The following is a 16,572-nucleotide window of genomic DNA, read 5'->3' as shown; positions in this document are numbered from 1 at the left end:
CCCTATTTTGGCGAGCAAGTTGACCGGTTTTGATTGAACAGGATGGTTCAATCAAAACCTACCTTGCTCTAAGAGCGGGTCGAGAAAGGCGGCGATCGCGGCGAGAAACCCCTCCGGGTCATCGGCGTGCAGCCAATGGCCAGCCTGTTTCAAGGTCACGAAGCGGGCATGGGGAAAGAGCGCGCGGATCGCCGGGCGGTATTCCGGGCGGACGTAATCCGACCGCCCACCGGTGAGAAACAGCGTCGGCCCGGCATAGCTCGCGCCAAGGGGGGCCTCCCAGGATTCGATCGCCGGCATCGCCGCCGCGATCTCGGCAAGACCGAGCCGCCAGGAGGGCGCAGCGCCAAAGCGGAGACTATGGAGCAGGAATTGGCGGAGCGGCGCCGAAGGCACCGCGTCGGCGAGCGCCGCCTCGGCCGCGGCGCGGGTGAGCGCGGGCGACAGCGGCAATGCCCGCATCGCTGCGACATAAGCGCGATGGCCGTGGCTCGGATAGGGGACCGGGGCGATATCGCAGACGGCAAGCCGGCTCACCGCCGCCGGCGCCGCGAGCGCGAGGCGCATCGCAACCTTGCCGCCCATCGAATGCCCAACCACCGCCGCCGGCAACGCGCCGAGCGCCGCCAGCGTCTCGCGCACATCCTCGGCGAGCGTCGCGTAATCCATCCCGGCGGCGCGCGGGCTATCGCCATGATTGCGCAAATCGAGCGCGAGCACGCGAAAGCGCGCGGCGAGCCGGCGCTGGATGGTCGCAAAATTGCGCGCCGAGCCGAACAGCCCGTGCAGGATGGCAACCGTCGGTCCGGCGCCGGCTTCGATCACATGCAAACGCATCAGCGCCTTCCCCCCCTCCCCGGCCAGACCGCGACCAAAACCCCGCCCAAGATCAGCGCGGCACCACTCGCGAGATCGGCGTCCAGTTTTTCGCCGAGAAAAGCCGCCGAGAGCAGAAGCCCGACCGCTGGTGTCGCGAGAAACCCGACCGAGGCGACGACCGAGGGCAACGTCATCGCCGCCTGCATCACGCACCAGGTGCCGATCGGCCCGCCGATCAGGCCGATGAAGCCGAGGGCCGCGAGCCCGGCCGGTGTCCAGCGCCCGACCCCGCCATGCGCCATCGCCAGCGGCAGAAGCAGGGTCGAGGCGATCGCGAAACACCACGGCAGCAAAGCAAACATCGAGCTTTGCGGCGGATAGCGCCGCACCGCGATGATCGCGAGCGACCATGATCCGGCCGCGCCGAGTAAAAACAGGTTGCCTGCGAGAACCCCGGCGTGATGCCAATCGAACGCCCAGGGGCCGACGAGGACGATGATCCCGGCGAGCCCGATCAGGGTCGCGAGCCAGCGGCGCGGCGGGATCGTCTCGTGCAGCACGAGCAGCGAGAGCGGCACGACGAAAATCGTCGTGGTGTTGGAAAGGATCGCGGTGCGCCCGGCCGGCACATAGGCGATGGCGGCATGGGCGAGGGCGAAGAAACCGGCGATCTGCAAGATGCCGACCGCAAGCAGCGCCGGAAGATCGGCACGGAGCGGCCAACGCAGGCGTCCGAGCGCGCCAAGCAGCACGAATGCCGCGAGGCCCGAAAGCGCCGCCCGCCCGAGCCCGAACCAGAGCGGCGCCGCCCCGGCATTGATCGCGACCTTGGTCACCGGCCACGCACCACCCAAAAGCACCACCGCACCCGCGAGTTGCGCGATCCCCGCCGGGGAAATCTCTCCGGCGCGCCCGCCACGCGTCATCCCCGGCGCCTTCAGGCGCCGACGCGGAGCATGATCTTGCCGATATGAGCACTCGTCTCCATCAAGGCGTGCGCGGCCCTGACCTCACCGAGCGGAAACACCGCGTGGATCACCGGCCCGGCGCGTCCGGCCTCGAGCAGCGGCCAGACCGTCTCGTGCAACGCCTTGGCGATCGCCGCCTTTTCCTCGGACGGACGCGGCCGCATGGTCGAGCCGGTGATGGTGAGGCGCTTGGTCATGACATGGGTGAGATCGAATTTTTCCACTTTCGGGCCACCGAGAAAAGCAATCAGCACCAGCCGCCCGCCTTTGGCGAGCGAACGCAGATTGGCCGCGGCATAGGGTCCGCCGACCATATCGAGCACGACATCGACGCCGGCACCATCGGTCAGGCGGGCGAGTTCGGCGGCGAAATCCTGGGTGCGGTAATTGATCGCGGCCGTTGCGCCGAAGCGAAGACAGGCGGCGCATTTCTCATCCGTTCCGGCGGTGGCGTAGGCAGTCGCGCCAAAGGCGGCCGCGAGCTGGATCGCTGTCACGCCGATGCCGCTGGTGCCGCCATGGATCAGCACCCGTTCGCCCGGCTGGAGACGGCCGAGCTGAAAAAGATTGGCCCAGACGGTGAAATAGGTCTCGGGCAAGGCGCCGGCGCGGATCGCGTCATAGCCGGATGGCCAGGGAAGACACTGCCCCTCGGGCACGGCGCAATATTCCGCATAGCCGCCGCCATTGGCGAGTGCCGCAACGCGATCGCCGATCCGCCAGCGCCCTGCCCCCGCGCCGAGGCCAACCACCTCGCCCGCAACCTCGAGGCCAAGAATGGGGCTCGCATTCGGCGGCGGCGGATAAAGGCCGCGGCGCTGCTGGATATCGGGGCGGTTGACGCCGGCGGCGGCAACCCGGATCAGCACTTCGCCGGCGCTTGGGTCCGGCCGCGGCCCGGTTGCGAGATGCATCACCTCCGGCCCGCCGGCGCCTTCGGTTGCGATATGCTGCATGGTTGTCGGAAGGGTCATCGTCGTTCTCCAGCCTCTGTCGCCAGAGGGTAGAGGGATGCTGCGGGCGGCGTCCAGCCCCGCCGCCCGCATGGGAGACCGCGCTCTGGCTCAGGAGCCGTTGCCCTCGATGATCTCCCCAAAGCGCTCCCAGGTCTTGCCGTTCCAGCGCGCGAGCTGCAACTGACGCAGCGGATGGTAATTGGTCGGGCTGGTGTTGACCGTAATCCCGGGGAGCAGCACCGGAATTTCGAGCGCGTGAATATTGGTCGCCTGCTTCATCACGTTCTCGCGTGAGAGATCGTTGCCGCATTCCTTGAGGACATGGGCGAGCGTCATCGCGACGGCATAGCCATAGGTGTAATTGCCATCGGTCTTGTCGGCGCCGGGCATGTATTTGTCCATGAAGGCGAGCCAGTCCTTCATCCCCTGATCGTTGGCCCAGGCGGGATCGGTGCTGTCTTTGAGATAGCCGCCGGTGATGATGCCGACCGCTTTTTCGACCCCCGCCGGTTTCAGCACCGCGCCCACCGAGATCGAGACATTGGTGAGAAACTCGGTCGGATGCCAGTTGATGTCATAGACTTTGCGCACGATTTGCGCCGCGAATTTCGGGGTCGCGAAAATCATCAAAGTGTCGGCGCCGGACGCTTGCAGCGTCACCACCTGCTGGTCGGTGGTGGGGTCGGTGACCTCGTAGGAAATATCCTTCACCACCATCTTCGCGTATTTGTCGCCGAAAATGTCTTTCACGCCGTTGACGTAGTCCTTGCCGAAATCATCGTTCTGATAAATGATCGCAACCTTGGCGTCCGGCTTCGTTTTCAAAACATATTTGGCGTAGATTTGCGCCTCGACCCGGTAGCTTGGCTGATAGCCGATGGTCCAGGGGAAATGCTGGTAATCGCCCCATTTATCGGCCCCTGACGCGACGAAAAGCTGCGGCACTTTCTTCATGTTGAGATATTTCTGCACCGCCGTTTGGGTCGGCGTGCCGAGCCCGTTAAACATGAAGGCAACCCCTTCCTGTTCGACCAGCATGCGCGTCTGCTCGACGGTTTTTGGCGGGCTGTAGCCATCATCAACCGACATCAGATTGATCTTGCGGCCATTGATGCCGCCCTGGTCATTGACCATCTTGAAATAGGCCACTTCCGCCCGGCCATCGGCGCCATAGGCCGAGGCCGGGCCGCTATAGGGCATGGTGCCGCCGATCTTGATCTCGGTCGCGGTGACGCCCGGCATATCGCCGGCGCGCGTTGCCCCGGCGGCAAGCCCGATCGCGAGCAGGAAAGCGGCGAATATCAGATGTCTCATGACGTTTCTCCCTGGTGTGTTGGCGCGCGACGCGGGCCCATGACGCGGCGCGCGAGCCCGGCAAATCCTGCCGGCAGAAGATAGAGAAAGGCGATCAGGATGATCCCGTAAATCGCACCGGGCGCGGCTTTCGAGATTTTATCGGCGAAGTTCGGGATGAAGACGATGAAGATCGCGCCGAAGACTGCGCCGAGAAGCGAGGTGATGCCCCCGACCACGAGACCGACGAACAGCGTGATCGAGACGAAAACCGAAAAACTGTCGGGGGCGACGAATTGCACCGCGATCGCGCCGAGCGCGCCGGCGATGCCGGTATACATGGCGCTCACCGCGAACGTGCGGGTTTTGAGCAGCGCGAGATCGACCCCCATCGCCTCGGCGGCCAGCGCATGATCGCGCACGGCGCGCATCGCAAGCCCGATCCGTCCGCGCAAAAGATTGCGCGCGAGCAGAAACAGCACCGCCGCCACCGCGAGCGTGAACAGATAAAGCCATTGATCCTGGCTGAGCTTCAAGCCAAACGGCGGATCCGGCTTGCTGATCACGATACCCTGGACACCGCCGGTCCAGGCCTCGAACGCCTTGTATTTCAGCAATTGCGGCACCGCGATCGCGAGCGCGAAGGTCGCGAGCGCGAGATAGAGCCCGCCGAGCCTCAGCGCCGGAAAACCGAAAGCAAAGCCAAAGCCGGCGCAAATCAGCGCTGCGATCGGCAGCGTCGCCCAATAGGGCACGTCGAAATTCGCCATCAGAATCGCCGCTGTGTAGGCGCCGACAGCATAGAACGCGCCATGGCCGAGCGAGATCTGGCCGGTATAGCCGGTCAGCATGTCAAGCCCGAGAATGGCGATCGCGTAGGCCGCCACCATGGTCAATTGAAACAGCCGGTAATCGCTGAGCAGAAAGGTGGGTGTCGCGGCCAGCACGAGAATGACGGGAATGAAAAAATCTGATCTTCGCGTCACGATCATCGCTACACCCGGCTGACGATGGCGCGGCCGAAAAGCCCCGCCGGTTTGAGAATGAGAACCGCGAGAATGATGATCAGCGCGAGCGTGAGCTTGAGTTCGGGGCCGACCAGATAGGCGCCGGCGAGATTTTCGATGACGCCGACCGCGAAGCCGCCGATCACCGCGCCCAGCGGATTATCGATCCCGCCAAGCAGTGCTCCGGCAAAGGCGTATAACAAAATACCGGACATCATGCTGGGATCGAGAAAAACGATCGGCGCGACCATCATCCCGGCAATCGCCCCGATCGCCGCCGCGAGCCCCCAGCCAAGCGCCAGCATCCAGCCGACCTGTATCCCAACCAGCCGGCTCGAGGCCGGATTGAAGGCCGCGGCGCGCATCGCGAGACCGAGTTTCGTGAAGCGGAAAAACCCGTAGACCAATACGAGCACGACGAGCGTCACCAGCGTTGCACCGACCTCGTGCGGTGAGGCCCAGCCGCCGAGCGCGCGGCTGGTTTCGGGGAAGGGGCTCGGAAAAGCCTTCACCGAGTAGGAAAAAATCCATCCCGTGACGCTATTGAAAATCAGCAGCAGGCCAATGAAAACGCCGACCGAGGACAACACCGGCGCCTGCGCCATCGGGCGCATCAGGACGCGTTCGATGACAACACCGATCGCGAACGAAATCACGACGGTGAGCAAAAACGCAAGCCAGTAAGAAAGCCCGGCCGCAATCAGAGTGAGGGCAATATAGGTGGAAAAGGTCGCCATCTCGCCTTGCGCGAAATTCACGTGATGCGTCGCCTGATAGATCATCACCAGCGCGAGAGCGACGCTGGCATAGATGCCGCCGGTCGCAACGCCCGAGAGGATTTGGTGCAACAAGGCCTGCATCCGGCGCGCCCCTTCGCTAATAGCCGAGATAAGAGTGGCGGATCGCCGCGTTTTCGCGCATCTCCGCGGCACTGCCAGACAGCATAATCCGCCCGGTTTCCAGCAGATAAGCATGATCGGCAAGCGCCAGCGCGAGATTGGCGTTCTGCTCGACGATCAGCATGCTCATGCGTTCTTCCCGGTTGATCCGGCCGAGAATGGCGAACATCTCGGCGACGATCAGCGGCGCGAGCCCGAACGAGGGCTCGTCGAGCAAAAGCAATTTCGGACGCAAGAGCAGCGCCCGCGCGATCGCCAGCATCTGCTGCTCGCCGCCCGAAAGCGTGCCCGCCTGCTGGCGCAAGCGCTCGCGGAGCTTGGGGAAATAGCCGAACATGCGCTCGATGTCGCCGCCGACCGCGCGATCGCGGCGGCTGATCGCGCCGAGCCGGAGATTTTCCTCGACCGTGAGTTCGAGAAACGTCCCGCGCCCGTCTGGGACATGGCCGACCCCACGCCGCGCGATCGCTTCCGTCGCCCGCCCCCCGATCGCCTCGCCATCAAAGATGATATCGCCGCCGACGCGCACCATGCCGGAAATGGCGCGCAGCGTCGTCGTCTTGCCGGCGCCATTGGCCCCGAGCAGCGCCGTAACCCCGCCAGAGGCGACAGCGAAATCGATGCCGTGCAGCACTTCGGTTTCGCCATAAAAGGCGTGCAGAGCCGTGACTTCAAGCAGCGCTGGCATCGGCGCCGTCTCCGAGATAGGCGCGGATCACCCGCGGTTCGCGGCGCACTTCGTCGGGCGTGCCGTCGGCGATCTTGCTGCCGAATTCCAGCGCGACCACCTTGTCTGAGATGCGCATGACCAGATTCATGTGGTGTTCGACGAGAAGGATGGTGAGTGCGAAGCGATCGCGAATCTCCTGCAAGAGATCGGCGAGGGCCGCGACCTCGTCGTGATTGAGGCCGCCGGCTGGCTCGTCGAGCAAAAGCAGTTTCGGGGCGCTGATCAAAGCACGCGCCAGCTCGACCCGCTTTTGCGTCCCGAACGGCAAGCCGGCGACCGGACTATCGGCGACGGCGGCGAGATCGAGGCGATCGAGAAGATCATCGAGCCGCGCCGCCGCCGCCCGCGCCTCGCGCGCAACCATCGGCAGCGCGAGCGCATTCGCAAGAAAACCGGAGCGGCCGAGATGGTGGGCGCCGACCAGGATGTTCTCGCGCACCGTCATGCTGCGGAACAGGGCGACATTCTGAAAGGTGCGGCCGATGCCAAGCCCGATGAGCCGGGCGCGCGGGGCGGCGGCAAGATCATGGCCGTCGAAGGTGATCCTGCCGGCGCCGTAGCGATAAATGCCGCTGATACAGTTGAAAAGCGTGGTTTTACCGGACCCGTTCGGCCCGATCAGGCCACAGATCTGCCCGCGCCCGACCTCGAACGACACGCCGGCCAGCGCTTGCACGCCGCCGAAGCGCACCCTCACCCCCTCGACCCGCAGCAAAAGCGCCGCCGCTGCGGCGGCAGTCAGGCGTGGGACGGCATCCGTCTCCGCTTCTCCTCGCACGAAACCCCCTGTTGACGCTGGGCTTGCCGCCCCGCTTGCGGGCAAGCTTAGACGTCCGCCGTCATCCGCTGCAAGCGGCGTTCTGCGCCCGCGCCCAATGCCGGCGCGGCATCAGCCGAGCACGAGCCCGGCACCGTGACGAAGAACGGCTTCGGCGGCGTCGGTGAACCGGCCAGCCTCGTCATGGAGCACGAGGCCGGGGAGAATCTGCTCGCCACCGGCGGCCCCTTTGCGCGCCTGGAGCAGCATCAGACGCGCCGGGCGCCCAGCGCGCGGCCAGAGCGGCAGCACACGGGCAGCGCCGAGGCCGGCGGCGGCGATGGCGGCGAGCGCGCGCCCGAGCTGTGCCGCGGGCAGGATGAGCGTCACGCTGCCGCGCCGCCGCAGCCGCGCCGCTAGCGCCGCAACCCACCGCGCCAGCAGATCCGCCGCCGCGATCTTCGCCGCCCGCCGCGAGGGGTGCGGCGATGGGGTAGCGGCATCGTCATGCCAGGGCGGGTTCGCGCAGACGTGATCGAAACTCTCGCCTGCGATGGGTGGGGCGGTGATATCCCCGGCGAGGATCGCAAGCCGCGCCGCCCAGCCATTGGCGGCGATGTTGCGGGCGGCCAGCGCCGCCAACGCCGGATCGCGCTCGATGCCGCACCCGCTGATCCCGGGCAGCCGGGCGGCAAGGCAAAGCAGCGCCGCCCCGGCCCCGCACCCGGCTTCGAGCACCCGCTCTTGCGCCCGCGCCGGCACCGCCGCGGCGAGCAGAACCGGCTCGATGCCGCTCCGGAAGCCATCGCGCGGCTGGCTATAAACGACCCGCCCGCCGAGCAGAAATCCGTTTGTTTCCCGCGCCTCGCTCACCCCTCGCCGGCCTCGGCGAGAATCCGCCGGGCGCGCTCGGCATCGGCGTCGGCGACCACCAGGCGGCGCGGAATGGCGCCGATGCTGCCCTCGATCGCGCTGGCATGGGCGTCGAGAAGCCGCGTCTCGATGCCGGCATCGGCGAGGAGAACCTGGAGGAAACTCAGCCGCACGGCGTCGTTGGAGCGGGCAATGACCTGCATTCCGCGATTCCTTGACCCTCTTTCCAGCGCGCCGATATCGTGCGAGAGAGCGCCATGCAACCGAGCGGAGCTCCCTCCCTCGCAACTTTTGGCCCTCGCAACTTTTGGCCAGGAGAGGTTTTTGGCCACGATGTCCTCCTTACCCGACGCGCCTTTGCCCAACCGTCCCGGCGAGGCCGCGTTGAACACACTCGCGGCCTTGGTGCAAGACGATCTCGAGGCCTGCAACCGCACCATCGTCGCGCGCATGGAGAGCCCGGTCGCGCTGATCCCGGCGCTCGCCGCCCATATCGTCGCCGCCGGTGGCAAGCGGTTGCGCCCGCTGCTCACCCTGGCCTCGGCGCGGCTTTGCGGCTATGGCGTGGCGCGCGGCGAAACCCGCCATGTGCAGCTCGCCGCCTGCGTCGAATTCATCCACACCGCGACGCTTTTGCATGATGACGTCGTCGATGAAAGCGCGCTCCGCCGCGGGCTCGCCAGCGCCAACGCGGTGTTCGGCAACAAGGCTTCGGTGCTGGTCGGGGATTTCCTGTTCGCGCGGGCCTTCCAGCTCATGGTCGAGGATGGATCGCTTTCGGTGCTCGCCATTCTCTCGCAAGCGGCGGCCACCATCGCCGAGGGCGAGGTGCTCCAACTCATCACCCAGAATGACCTCGCAACCGACGAGGCCCGCTATCTCGATGTGATTCGCGGCAAGACCGCGGCTCTCTTCGCCGCCGCCTGCCAGGTCGGCGCGGTGGTCGCCGGGCGCGAGGCCGCTATCGAGGCGGCGCTCGCGCGCTATGGCATCAATCTCGGCATCGCCTTTCAGCTCGTCGATGACGCGCTCGATTACGCCGCCGATCAGGCGGCGCTCGGCAAGACCGTCGGCGATGATTTCCGCGAAGGGAAAACGACACTGCCGGTGCTGCTCGCCTATCATGCCGGTGATGCCGCCGAACGCGCCTTCTGGGAGCGCACGATTGCGCAAAACGAACAGACGCCAGAGGATCTGCCGCAGGCGATCACCCTCATCGAGCGCCATCATGGAATCGAGGCAACGCTCGCGCGCGCCGAGCGTTTCGCACACGAGGCGCAAGCGGCGCTCGGCTGCTTTCCGCCCTCGCCGCTCCGCCACGCACTGCACGAGGCCGCGGACTATACGCTTCATCGCGCCCGGTGAGCGGCGGATGGCTGACGCTGCCACCTTCCCCGTATCGCCCTTCAGTGTCGCCGTCTTCTGCGGCTCGCGCCCCGGCCACCACCCCGATTACATGGCGGCGGCGGCAACCCTCGGGCGCGGCCTTGCGCAAGCCGGCCTGCGGCTGGTGTTCGGCGGCGGCAAAGTCGGTCTGATGGGCGCTTTGGCGGACGCGGCGCTTGCCGCCGGTGGCGCGGTGATCGGCGTCATCCCCGATTTCCTGACGCGGCTCGAACTCGCCCACCGCGATGTCAGCGAGCTGGTGATCACCACCAGCATGCATGCGCGCAAGCAATTGATGTTCGATCTCGCCGACGCGTTCGTGGTGCTCCCCGGCGGGCTCGGAACCCTCGACGAGACGGTGGAAATCCTCACCTGGCGCCAGCTTGGCCTGCACGCCAAGCCGGTTCTGCTGTGTGATATCGAGGGCTCGGCCGCCCCGCTCCGGGCGATGATCGAAAGCGCGGTTGCCGCGGGTTTTGCGCCGGAAGCCGCCCTCACGTTTTTCGAGCCGCTCGCCGGCACCGCAGCAATACTGGCGCGGCTCCGCGAACTCGCGAGCGCACCCGGCGCGGCGCGATGACCCCGTTCGGGGCGCGGCTTCGCGAATTGCGCGCGGCGCGTGGCATGACGCTCACGGCGCTCGCCGCCCGCCTTGCCGTCTCGCCCGCCTATCTTTCGGCGCTCGAACACGGCAAGCGCGGCACGCCGAGCCGCGGCCTGGTCCATCAAATTTGCGAGGTTTTCGATCTGATCTGGGACGACGCCGAGGCGCTGGCCCGTCTCGCGCGGCTCTCGCGGCCGCGCCCGCGCCTTGACACGGCCGGCCTCAGCCCAGCGCAGACGGCACTCGCCAACCGCTTTGCCGATACCCTTCCGCATCTGTCGCCAGCCACCATCGCCGCCATCACCGCCCTGATCGACGCCACGCCTGCTGCCCGGCCACGGCGCCGGCGCGGGTGATGGCTCGGTTGCACGTGACGCCCTTTGCGCGCGAAAAAATGGCAGGCATGCTGCAGTGATGGCCGATCGGAGCGCGCTCGCCGAAACCATGCCGCAAGCCGGGCCGTCGCGCGTCCGTCTCACCGCGATGATTGTCGCTTCGGCGCTCTTCATGCAGAACCTCGACTCGACGGTGATCGCAACCGCGCTGCCGGCGATGGCGCGGGCCTTCGGTGCCGATCCCGTGCATATGAGCGCGGCATTGACCTCCTATCTTCTCAGCCTCGCGGTGTTCATCCCCGCCAGCGGCTGGATGGCCGACCGTTTCGGCGCCCGCCCGGTGTTCCGCGCCGCGATCGCCGTCTTCACCGTCGGCTCGGCCCTTTGCGGCCAGGCGAACGGATTGGGCTTCCTGATCGCCGCCCGCATTCTGCAAGGCGCCGGCGGGGCGATGATGGTGCCGGTCGGGCGGCTTTTGCTGCTCCGGACCGTCGCGAAATCGGAGCTGGTCGCGGCGATGGCGTGGCTCACCGTGCCGGCGATGATCGGCCCGGTGATCGGCCCGCCACTCGGCGGTTTGATGGTGAGCTATGCCTCTTGGCGCTGGATTTTTTATATCAACGTGCCGATCGGCATCTTCGGCATGGTTTTGGCCAGTCTCTTCATTGCCGATGTACGCGAGGAAACGCCCGAGAAATTCGACGGCATCGGCCTGCTGCTCAGCGGGATTTGCCTCGCCGCCATCATGGCCGGGCTCGAGAGTCTCGGGCGCGGCCTGATTTCGGCGAGCGCCTCGCTCGCACTGATTTTCGCCGGCGCCGGCGCCGGTCTTCTCTATCTCCGCCATGCGCGGCGCACGCCGCGCCCGGTGCTCGATCTCTCGCTGTTTGCTATTCCGAGTTTCGGGCTTTCGGTTGCGAGCGGCACGCTGTTTCGGATCGGCGTCGGCGCGGTGCCGTTTCTATTGCCGCTGATGATCCAGATCGGCTTCGGCCGCTCGGCCGCGGCAAGCGGCGGGATCACGTTCGCCGCCGCCGCCGGCGCGCTGGTGATGAAGCCCGCGACCCAAGGGGCGCTGCGGCGTTTCGGCTTTCGCGCAACCCTGATCTGGAATGGCGTGCTCGCGGTGGTTTTTCTCGGCGCGACCGCAGCACTTCGCCCGGGCTGGCCGCTGGCCGCGATCTATGCGCTGCTCCTCCTCGGCGGTCTCTTCCGCTCGCTGCAATTCACCGCCTACAACACCCTCGCCTATGCCGATATTCCGCGCTCGCGGATGAGTGCGGCGACCAGCCTCTATTCCACCATTCAGCAATTATCGCTCACCTTTGGTGTTGCGTTCGGGGCAGCCATACTGGAGATCGGTCGGGCCGTCGGCGGGCACGAGGCGCCAACACTCGGCGATTTTTCCTGGGCCTTTCTCGCCGTCGCCGCGGCCTCCGGCCTCGGCCTGATCTTCGCCGCTCGCCTCGCGCCCGACGTCGGGGCGGAAATGAGCGGGCATGGCTCTGGAGGGCGAGGAAAAGTGTGATAAACGAAAAATCGTTCTTTTTTGGAAAAAAGAACCAAAAAACTTTTGTCCCGTGGCAGGGCCTGTGGCACCGCTGGAACCGGGACTTTGACTATGAAGGGAGAGAAGCCTGATGAAAGACTTTCCGCTGCCAGAAGCCAACCCAGCCGAGCTTGGTTTTGCCGCCGCCCCCCTCGCGCGGCTCGATGCGCTGATCACCCGCCACATCGCCGAAGGCCGCTATCCCGGCGCCCAGATCGCGCTTGCCCGCCACGGAAGGCTCGCGCTGTGCAAAACCTATGGCGACGCCAGCCTCGCGCCGACCCGGCAAGCCGCGCGCGGCGATACGCTCTGGCTGCTGTTCTCCAATACCAAAGTGTTGACCATGGCGGCGATCTGGAGCCTGATCGAGGAAGGCGCGATCTCTATCAATGACCCGGTCGCCGACTATATTCCCGAGTTCGCCGCCCGCGGCAAAGGCGCGATCACCTTGTTTCAGGTCGCAACCCACCAAGCGGGCTTCCCCTCGGCCAATGTCTCACGCGAGGCCTGGGCCGATCACGCCCGGATGCGCACCGATGTCTGCGATTTTTCGCTGGAATGGACGCCGGGTTCGCGCGTTCACTACCACGGCAGGAGCGCCCATTTCACCCTCGCGATGGTGATCGAGGCGGTGACGGGACGCGATTACCGCGATGAAATCCGTGACCGGGTGATCGCGCCGCTCGGCCTCGGTGACGAGCTTTTCGTCGGTGTGCCAGAGAAACACCAGGGGCGCTGCGCCGATATCCATGGCCCCGAAGGCAGCGAAGTGCCGGGCGAAAATACCGCCGCCTTCCGCGCCGCCGGTCTGCCGGGAAGCGGCGGGTACGGCACCGCCCGCGCCATGGCGGCGTTTTACCAGATGATGCTCGGCGGCGGCCGGCTCAACGATGTGCGTCTGTTCTCACCCCGCTTGGTCGCGTTCGTCACCCGCGACTTCACCGGCGAACGCGGCGATGACGGGATGGCCGGCATCAGCATGCATCGCGGCCTCGGCCCCCATTCGCGCGGGCTGCAGCCGCTGATCCGTGGCCTCGGCAGCCTCGCCCACCCCGCTTGCTTCGGCCATGGCGGGGTCGGCAGCTCCTATTGCTGGGGCGATCCGGCGAGTGGCGTCTCCTTCGCCTATGTCACCAATTTCGTCGCCCCCGACCCCTGGCACTCGGCGCGGCTCGACCGTATCAGCAATCTCGTCCACGCCGCGATCGACTGAAACTATTGTTCGATCGAAAAGTATCTGTTCCTCTCGCGCTGGCGTTGTGCTTCTATCATGAAATAATCAACACGCGGCAACGGAGGAGGAAACATGTCGATCGGAAACCCACGCATTTCCGGGGGGGTGGCCTTGGCTGCCCTGCTCGCCTTGGGCGCCAGTTGGGCCACCGGCGCCCGCGCTGATGAGGTCAACCGGGGGACGCTGTATGGCAATATGACCACGGCGACACAGGATCTTCTCAATCACGCCGGCCAGGACGCCAATAATTTTCTCATGACGAATGGGGATTACACGCAAAAGCGTTATTTCCCCAATCGTCAGATCAACACCATGAACGTGCGCCATCTGCATCCGGCGTGGATTTTCCAGACCGAAGTTAAAGAGACTCAGGAGACCTCGCCGATCGTCATCGATGGCGTGATGTATGTGACCACCGCCTTTGATCATGTCTACGCGCTCGATGCCCGCACCGGCGCCGAACTCTGGCACTATAAGCAACCCCTTGGGCCGATCACCACCTATTGCTGCGGGCCGAACAACCGCGGCGTCGCCGTCTATGGCAACATGGTTTATCTCGCGACCCTCGATTCGAAACTCGTCGCCCTCGACGCCAAGACCGGCAAACTCGCCTGGCAGAGCGATATCGCCGATCCCGAACTCGGCTATAGCGAAACCATGGCGCCGACGGCCGTCGACGGCAAAATCCTCATCGGCACCAATGGCGGCGAATACGGCATCCGCGGCTTCGTCAAGGCGTTCGACGCCAAGACCGGGAAACTGATTTGGACCTTCAGCACCATCCCCGATAACACGGTCGGCGTCTGGGCGACCAAGGACGCGACCGGGCAGGATCTGCATCGCGACATCGCCGCCGAAAAAGCGGCGCTCGCCAAACTCGGCGATCCCGCCAAGACGCTCGGCGGCGGCGTGTGGCAGAACCCCTCCGTCGATCTCGCCAACCGGCGGATCTATTTCGTGGTCGGCAATCCCTCGCCCGATCTCGACGGTGCGCCGCGTCCGGGTGATAATCTCTATACTGACAGTCTGGTCGCCGTTGATCTCGATACTGGCAAATATGTTTGCCATTTCCAATACGTCCCGCACGATGTTTGGGATCTCGACGCGACCAGCCCGACCGTTCTCGCCGACGCCAAAAACGAAACCGGCGCGACGGTGCCGGCGGTGCTGCACGCCGGCAAAACCGGCTTCGTTTATGTCAACGACCGCAAGGATTGCCATCTGATCCGCTTCTCGGAAGCGATGGTGCCGCAGGAAAACATGTTCGCGCTGCCCACCCCCGGGGTTGGCACGCGCATGCTGCCGGGCGCCAATGGCGGCGTCGAATGGTCGCCGATGGCGGTCGATCCGACGCTCAACCTCGCCTACGCGATCAATCTCCATCAGCCGATGCACTACATGGTGAAATCGGCGGCCTATCCTGATGGCAAGCTCTGGCTCGGCGGCGCCTTCACCGTCATCCCGGAGGAGGAGCAATGGGGCAATGTCACCGCGGTGGACTACAATACCGGCAAAATCCGCTGGCAGGTGAAGACCGCGCAGCCGATGATCGGCGGCATTCTGGCAACCGCCGGCGGCCTCGTCTTCACCGGCGAAAGCAACGGCTTCTTCAAGGCCTATGATTCGAGTAGCGGCGCCGAACTCTGGCGCTTCCAGGCCGGCGCCGGGGTGAATGCGCCGCCGAGCGGCTATACCGTCGAAGGCCGCGAATACATCGTCGTCGGCGCCGGCGGCAACGCTCAGGTCGACGCCAAGCGCGGCAACAACATCATCGCCTTCACCCTTGATTGACCTCTTGCCCTGACGATCAGGCGGGCGGGACCGGCAAGGGTCTCGCCCGTTTTTCTGTCAACGAAACGAGATGGCTGCCGATGCCGACCTGGATCTTCGCGATTTTTTCTTTTCTTGCTATCATTGCTACCGCCCACGCCGACGGTATCGCCGAGAAGGCGACGCTTTGCGCCTCCTGCCACGGCGAGAACGGCGTGCCGGTGGACCCAAAAGTGCCGGTGATCTGGGGCCAGAACGCCGGTTATCTCTATATCGAATTGCGTGATTTCAAGCGCGGGGCGCGCGCGAGCGAGATGATGGCGCCGATGGTCGCCGATATGTCACGCGATGACATGATGGCACTCGCCGAGTATTTCTCGAAACAGCCATGGCCCAATCTCGGCCAGAAGCCGGCCAGCGCGGCCATTGCCGAGCGCGCCGAGACCGTTGCCAACTCCGCCCAGTGTTCGCAATGCCATCTCGCCGGCTTTCTCGGCGCGAGTTCGGTGCCGCGCGTCTCGGACCAGAGTTTTGACTATCTCCTGGCAACGCTGGAGGCCTTCCGCTCCGGCACCCGCGCCAATAACGCCTGGATGACCGACCTCATGAAAGCCTACTCCGACGACGACATCAAAGCCCTCGCCGCCTATCTCGCCGGGCTTTGAACCTTGGCGCCGCTAATTTTTCTCCCCTCCCGGGCGACGCGGTAGCAATATCTTCACGCAATTGCCATTTTATCGCGGCGGCAAGATGCGTTAGCGGTTATCGGACATGAAAATCATCAGCTGGAATTTGCTGCGCCTGAAGGGCGCCTCCCTCGCCGATGTCGCGGCGCTGATCCGGCGTGAGCGGCCGGATGTCCTGCTGATGCAGGAGGCGACGGCGGCCATCGACCCGCTCCCGGGTGAAATCGGTGGGTATTATGCCCGCACCCCGCTTCCCGAGCGCATCCATGGCCTTGCGGTCTGGAGCCGGGCGCCTCTGCCGCAGCCGCCGCGCCTACTCTCGCTGCCCGCCGGCAGCATCGTCAAGCGTATCAGCCAGATCATCGATTTCGGTGATTTCGCCCTCGCCAATGTGCATCTCTCGCATGGCCAGGTCTTGAACCGCCGCCAGCTTCGCCGCATCGCCGCCGCGTTGCCGCCCGCGGCCGCCGTGCTCGGCGATTTCAACCTGATCGGGCCGGCCTGGCTGCCGGGATTCCGTGACGTCGGGCCACGCCAGCCGACCCATCGCGCCGGCGACGTGCTGCCGCTCCGCATCGATCGCTGCCTGGTCCGCGGCCTGATCGCCACCGCCCCGGCGGTTTTGGGCCGCGGCGCTTCCGATCATCACCCGATCGTGATCCACCTCCACCGCGCCAGCGCTCTCGCCGCCGCGGCGTAAGATTTC

The 16,572-nt window shown here is 65.6% G+C and carries 18 protein-coding genes; 8 read left to right on the top strand and 10 right to left on the bottom strand.

The features are described 5' to 3' along the window. Positions 1–51: 51 nt before the first annotated feature. The 10 genes from DEF76_RS09625 to DEF76_RS09580 all read right to left on the bottom strand — a co-directional run bounded on the left by DEF76_RS09625 (position 52) and on the right by DEF76_RS09580 (position 8,505). Positions 52–837 carry an alpha/beta fold hydrolase gene (locus tag DEF76_RS09625; protein WP_114912154.1) on the bottom strand — a complete coding sequence of 262 codons (786 nt, stop codon included), beginning with the start codon at positions 835–837 and terminating at the stop codon, positions 52–54. Then, positions 837–1,745, bottom strand: coding sequence for a DMT family transporter (locus tag DEF76_RS09620; protein ID WP_114912153.1), 909 nt, complete (start codon positions 1,743–1,745; stop codon positions 837–839). The genes DEF76_RS09625 and DEF76_RS09620 overlap by 1 nt, the downstream gene beginning before the upstream one ends. Before the next feature lie 11 nt (positions 1,746–1,756). Then, positions 1,757–2,761, bottom strand: coding sequence for an NAD(P)H-quinone oxidoreductase (locus tag DEF76_RS09615; RefSeq protein ID WP_114912152.1), 1,005 nt, complete (start codon positions 2,759–2,761; stop codon positions 1,757–1,759). 90 nt (positions 2,762–2,851) lie between these two features. Further along, positions 2,852–4,057, bottom strand: a complete 1,206-nt coding sequence (locus DEF76_RS09610; protein ID WP_114912151.1) for an ABC transporter substrate-binding protein — start codon at positions 4,055–4,057, stop codon at positions 2,852–2,854. Continuing rightward, entirely contained in the window at positions 4,054–5,022 is a 969-nt protein-coding gene (locus DEF76_RS09605; RefSeq protein WP_205215971.1) for a branched-chain amino acid ABC transporter permease, read from the bottom strand. The genes DEF76_RS09610 and DEF76_RS09605 overlap by 4 nt, the downstream gene beginning before the upstream one ends. Before the next feature lie 8 nt (positions 5,023–5,030). Next, complete coding sequence (locus tag DEF76_RS09600) at positions 5,031–5,903, bottom strand: branched-chain amino acid ABC transporter permease (protein ID WP_114912149.1); 873 nt, start codon at positions 5,901–5,903, stop codon at positions 5,031–5,033. Between the two features lie 16 nt (positions 5,904–5,919). Next, positions 5,920–6,630, bottom strand: a complete 711-nt coding sequence (locus tag DEF76_RS09595) for an ABC transporter ATP-binding protein (RefSeq protein ID WP_114912148.1) — start codon at positions 6,628–6,630, stop codon at positions 5,920–5,922. After that, positions 6,614–7,450 (bottom strand): ABC transporter ATP-binding protein, encoded by an 837-nt coding sequence (locus DEF76_RS09590; RefSeq protein ID WP_240318966.1) that lies wholly within the window; start codon positions 7,448–7,450, stop codon positions 6,614–6,616. Before DEF76_RS09590 ends, DEF76_RS09595 begins: the two co-directional genes overlap by 17 nt. Positions 7,451–7,561: 111 nt before the next feature. After that, on the bottom strand, positions 7,562–8,302 hold the full coding sequence (locus DEF76_RS09585) for a tRNA1(Val) (adenine(37)-N6)-methyltransferase (protein ID WP_114912147.1): 741 nt from the start codon (positions 8,300–8,302) through the stop codon (positions 7,562–7,564). Further along, positions 8,299–8,505, bottom strand: a complete 207-nt coding sequence (locus DEF76_RS09580; RefSeq protein WP_114912146.1) for a putative signal transducing protein — start codon at positions 8,503–8,505, stop codon at positions 8,299–8,301. The genes DEF76_RS09585 and DEF76_RS09580 overlap by 4 nt, the downstream gene beginning before the upstream one ends. Positions 8,506–8,635: 130 nt before the next feature. On the opposite strand from DEF76_RS09580, the gene DEF76_RS09575 reads away from it, so the two are divergent. The 8 genes from DEF76_RS09575 (at position 8,636) to DEF76_RS09540 (ending at position 16,566) form a co-directional block, all read left to right on the top strand. Further along, the gene (locus tag DEF76_RS09575; RefSeq protein ID WP_114912145.1) at positions 8,636–9,667 is read left to right on the top strand and encodes a polyprenyl synthetase family protein; all 1,032 of its coding nucleotides are present in this window, start codon (positions 8,636–8,638) and stop codon (positions 9,665–9,667) included. Positions 9,668–9,674: 7 nt separating this feature from the next. Continuing rightward, positions 9,675–10,268 carry an LOG family protein gene (locus DEF76_RS09570; RefSeq protein WP_114912144.1) on the top strand — a complete coding sequence of 198 codons (594 nt, stop codon included), beginning with the start codon at positions 9,675–9,677 and terminating at the stop codon, positions 10,266–10,268. Continuing rightward, positions 10,265–10,648 (top strand): helix-turn-helix domain-containing protein, encoded by a 384-nt coding sequence (locus DEF76_RS09565; protein WP_114912143.1) that lies wholly within the window; start codon positions 10,265–10,267, stop codon positions 10,646–10,648. Before DEF76_RS09570 ends, DEF76_RS09565 begins: the two co-directional genes overlap by 4 nt. Positions 10,649–10,706: 58 nt before the next feature. Beyond that, a complete protein-coding gene (locus DEF76_RS09560; protein ID WP_240318965.1) occupies positions 10,707–12,155 on the top strand; it encodes an MFS transporter in 1,449 nt (482 codons plus the stop codon). Positions 12,156–12,267: 112 nt separating this feature from the next. After that, positions 12,268–13,389 (top strand): serine hydrolase domain-containing protein, encoded by a 1,122-nt coding sequence (locus DEF76_RS09555; RefSeq protein WP_114912142.1) that lies wholly within the window; start codon positions 12,268–12,270, stop codon positions 13,387–13,389. A gap of 93 nt (positions 13,390–13,482) precedes the next feature. Next, positions 13,483–15,201 carry a pyrroloquinoline quinone-dependent dehydrogenase gene (locus DEF76_RS09550; RefSeq protein WP_205215970.1) on the top strand — a complete coding sequence of 573 codons (1,719 nt, stop codon included), beginning with the start codon at positions 13,483–13,485 and terminating at the stop codon, positions 15,199–15,201. 80 nt (positions 15,202–15,281) lie between these two features. Next, a complete protein-coding gene (locus tag DEF76_RS09545) occupies positions 15,282–15,845 on the top strand; it encodes a c-type cytochrome (RefSeq protein ID WP_114913785.1) in 564 nt (187 codons plus the stop codon). Positions 15,846–15,951: 106 nt separating this feature from the next. Then, the gene (locus DEF76_RS09540) at positions 15,952–16,566 is read left to right on the top strand and encodes an endonuclease/exonuclease/phosphatase family protein (protein ID WP_114912141.1); all 615 of its coding nucleotides are present in this window, start codon (positions 15,952–15,954) and stop codon (positions 16,564–16,566) included. The last annotated feature ends 6 nt before the right edge of the window (positions 16,567–16,572 follow it).

Source organism: Acidibrevibacterium fodinaquatile (genome assembly GCF_003352165.1).
GTDB classification, from domain to species: domain Bacteria; phylum Pseudomonadota; class Alphaproteobacteria; order Acetobacterales; family Acetobacteraceae; genus Acidibrevibacterium; species Acidibrevibacterium fodinaquatile.
This window is presented reverse-complemented; position numbering and strand designations above follow the sequence as displayed.

Excerpts from the sequence above, each read along its gene's own strand:
- DEF76_RS09615 (WP_114912152.1), bottom strand. The coding sequence starts at position 2,761 with ATGACCCTTCCGACAACCATGCAGCATATCGCAACCGAAGGCGCCGGC.
- DEF76_RS09610 (WP_114912151.1), bottom strand. The coding sequence starts at position 4,057 with ATGAGACATCTGATATTCGCCGCTTTCCTGCTCGCGATCGGGCTTGCC.
- DEF76_RS09570 (WP_114912144.1), top strand. The coding sequence starts at position 9,675 with ATGGCTGACGCTGCCACCTTCCCCGTATCGCCCTTCAGTGTCGCCGTC.
- DEF76_RS09540 (WP_114912141.1), top strand. The coding sequence starts at position 15,952 with ATGAAAATCATCAGCTGGAATTTGCTGCGCCTGAAGGGCGCCTCCCTC.
- DEF76_RS09575 (WP_114912145.1), top strand. The coding sequence starts at position 8,636 with ATGTCCTCCTTACCCGACGCGCCTTTGCCCAACCGTCCCGGCGAGGCC.
- DEF76_RS09620 (WP_114912153.1), bottom strand. The coding sequence starts at position 1,745 with ATGACGCGTGGCGGGCGCGCCGGAGAGATTTCCCCGGCGGGGATCGCG.
- DEF76_RS09555 (WP_114912142.1), top strand. The coding sequence starts at position 12,268 with ATGAAAGACTTTCCGCTGCCAGAAGCCAACCCAGCCGAGCTTGGTTTT.
- DEF76_RS09560 (WP_240318965.1), top strand. The coding sequence starts at position 10,707 with ATGGCCGATCGGAGCGCGCTCGCCGAAACCATGCCGCAAGCCGGGCCG.
- DEF76_RS09580 (WP_114912146.1), bottom strand. The coding sequence starts at position 8,505 with ATGCAGGTCATTGCCCGCTCCAACGACGCCGTGCGGCTGAGTTTCCTC.
- DEF76_RS09595 (WP_114912148.1), bottom strand. The coding sequence starts at position 6,630 with ATGCCAGCGCTGCTTGAAGTCACGGCTCTGCACGCCTTTTATGGCGAA.
- DEF76_RS09625 (WP_114912154.1), bottom strand. The coding sequence starts at position 837 with ATGCGTTTGCATGTGATCGAAGCCGGCGCCGGACCGACGGTTGCCATC.
- DEF76_RS09600 (WP_114912149.1), bottom strand. The coding sequence starts at position 5,903 with ATGCAGGCCTTGTTGCACCAAATCCTCTCGGGCGTTGCGACCGGCGGC.
- DEF76_RS09545 (WP_114913785.1), top strand. The coding sequence starts at position 15,282 with ATGCCGACCTGGATCTTCGCGATTTTTTCTTTTCTTGCTATCATTGCT.
- DEF76_RS09550 (WP_205215970.1), top strand. The coding sequence starts at position 13,483 with ATGTCGATCGGAAACCCACGCATTTCCGGGGGGGTGGCCTTGGCTGCC.
- DEF76_RS09565 (WP_114912143.1), top strand. The coding sequence starts at position 10,265 with ATGACCCCGTTCGGGGCGCGGCTTCGCGAATTGCGCGCGGCGCGTGGC.